This window comes from Streptomyces phaeoluteigriseus (assembly GCF_001896135.2).
Lineage (GTDB): Bacteria > Actinomycetota > Actinomycetes > Streptomycetales > Streptomycetaceae > Streptomyces > Streptomyces phaeoluteigriseus.
Genome location: NZ_MPOH02000074.1, coordinates 1 through 1,908 on the forward strand (window position 1 = coordinate 1; position 1,908 = coordinate 1,908).

At 74.1% G+C, this 1,908-nt stretch carries 1 protein-coding gene and 2 pseudogenes; 2 read left to right on the forward strand and 1 reads right to left on the reverse strand.

What is annotated here, in order from left to right; translation table 11 throughout:
- Positions 1-145: 145 nt before the first annotated feature.
- Together BM536_RS38960 and BM536_RS38965 are read left to right on the forward strand one after the other, a co-directional pair.
- Positions 146-739 carry an HhH-GPD-type base excision DNA repair protein gene (locus BM536_RS38960; protein WP_073500199.1) on the forward strand — a complete coding sequence of 198 codons (594 nt, stop codon included), beginning with the start codon at positions 146-148 and terminating at the stop codon, positions 737-739.
- 54 nt (positions 740-793) lie between these two features.
- Positions 794-1,499: pseudogene (locus tag BM536_RS38965) on the forward strand (HdeD family acid-resistance protein).
- A 285-nt stretch (positions 1,500-1,784) separates the two neighbouring features.
- Here BM536_RS38965 and BM536_RS43795 read toward each other — a convergent pair.
- Positions 1,785-1,908, reverse strand: a pseudogene (locus tag BM536_RS43795) (DUF2267 domain-containing protein); the annotation flags it as partial.

Genomic DNA, 1,908 nt, shown 5'->3' on the forward strand with positions numbered 1-1,908 from the left:
GAGGACAGGGCCGGGCCCAGGCGCAGGGCGGAACCGTCCGAGCCCTCGGGGCAGGACGGAACAGGGCCGGGCCCAGGCGCAGGGCGGAACGGGCCGGGCCCAGGGCGAACGCGCGTCCCCTCCCCCCGCGCGGCATGATCGGGGTATGGACGTCACCCTTCACCTCGCCCAGGATCCCGAGGCCGACGAGCTTCTGGGCCGGTCCCCGCTCGCCGCGCTGGTCGGGATGCTGCTGGACCAGCAGGTTCCGATGGAGTGGGCGTTCAAGGGGCCCCGGACCATCGCCGACCGGCTCGGTGCGGACGATCTGGACGCGCACGACATCGCCGCCCGCGACCCCGAGGCCTTCACCGCCCTGCTGTCGGAGAAGCCGGCCGTGCACCGCTACCCGGGTTCCATGGCCAAGCGGATCCAGCAGCTGTGCCAGTACCTCGTCGAGCACTACGACGGTGACGCGAGCCGCGTGTGGGGCGGGGTTTCCACCGGCGCGGAACTGCTGGAACGGCTTCAGGAACTGCCCGGCTTCGGCAAGCAGAAGGCACAGATCTTCCTGGCCCTGCTGGGCAAGCAGCTCGGCGTCCGCCCGCAGGGGTGGCGGGAGGCGGCCGGCGCCTACGGCGAGGCGAAGTCCTTCCGTTCCGTCGCCGACATCACCGGCCCGGAGTCGCTGGTGAAGGTGCGGGCGCACAAGCAGGAGATGAAGGCGGCGGCCAAGGCGGCGAAGGCCGCCAAGGGGTAAGCCGCCCGGCCCGCCCCAGGTGGGGGGCACCTCCACCGGGTCTCAGCCGGGTCCATGACCGAGCCACCCACCGGCTCCCCCGGGGCCCGGAGTACGACGACCGGGGAGTCCACGCCCGGCACGCGGCTCCACCGCACAGGGCCCCGCCGCACGCCGCCTCTCGGCACCGGCACCGGCACCGGCACGAACCAGAACCGACGTTCGAGGGCCCACCGCACGCCCTGTCCCGGGCGGCATGGCAGGTCGTCCTGCTCACCGGAGTCGCGTCGCTATCCCTCGGCGTCCCGGTCCTGGTCTGGCCGGGCGCCCCCTGTTCGCGGCCGGCGTCCTCTTCGGCGTCCACCTCGTCCTCAGCGGCGTGTTCCGGCTCGGCGCGGCCTTCGGCACCCACAGGGCGACCTCGCTGCGCGTGCCGGCCTTCATCAGCGGCGCCCTGTCGCTCGTGCTGGGCCTGTTCCGCTTCCGCGGCCCGATGCGGTCGATCCTGCTGCTGGCCCTGTGGATCGGCATCGGCCGGCTGATCCGCGGTATCACCCAGACCCTGGCCGCCGCCGACCCGGGCATGCCCGCGCGCGGCCGGCAGATCCTCCTCGGGATCGTCACCTTCGTCGCCGGAGTCGTCCTGATCGACTCCCGGTTCGCATCGGTCGCCGTCCTCACCCTCGTGGGCGGCATCTGGCTGGTCGTGGTCGTCGTGGTCGAGATCATCACCGGGCTGCGCATCCGGGGCCGGGCGGAGCAGGTCCCCGACACCCTGTGAGCCGCCTCGCGAGCCTTCCCGTGAGCCCCGCACCCGCCCGCCCGTGCTCCGAACGGGTGGTTCTGACGCCCGGTGTGCTGAACGCCGGGCGTGTCGCGGGGAGATGACCTGCCATGAGCAGCACCGCCAGAAACCTCCCGCGCCACCGCTCCTGGCTGCGGGTCCTCGTGCTGCTCCTCGCGTCCTGGTCCCGGCCGCCCCCGCCGCGGTCTCCGCGCCCCCGGCCGTGGCCACCGCGGAGACGCCGAGTACGACGCCCTCGACGCCCTGCGCCCCACTGCGGGCGGTCGCCGGGATCCGGGACGCGATCACCCTCGCCGGCTCCCTCGGGACGCACGGGCCAGGGCCACGCGCTCGTCGCCCGTCACATGGCCGCCCAGCGCGGAGAGGACGGTGCGGGTGACGCGTT

What these genes read in the sequence shown, in the direction of transcription:
- BM536_RS38960 (WP_073500199.1), top strand. Translation starts at nt 146, where the DNA reads ATGGACGTCACCCTTCACCTCGCCCAGGATCCCGAGGCCGACGAGCTT.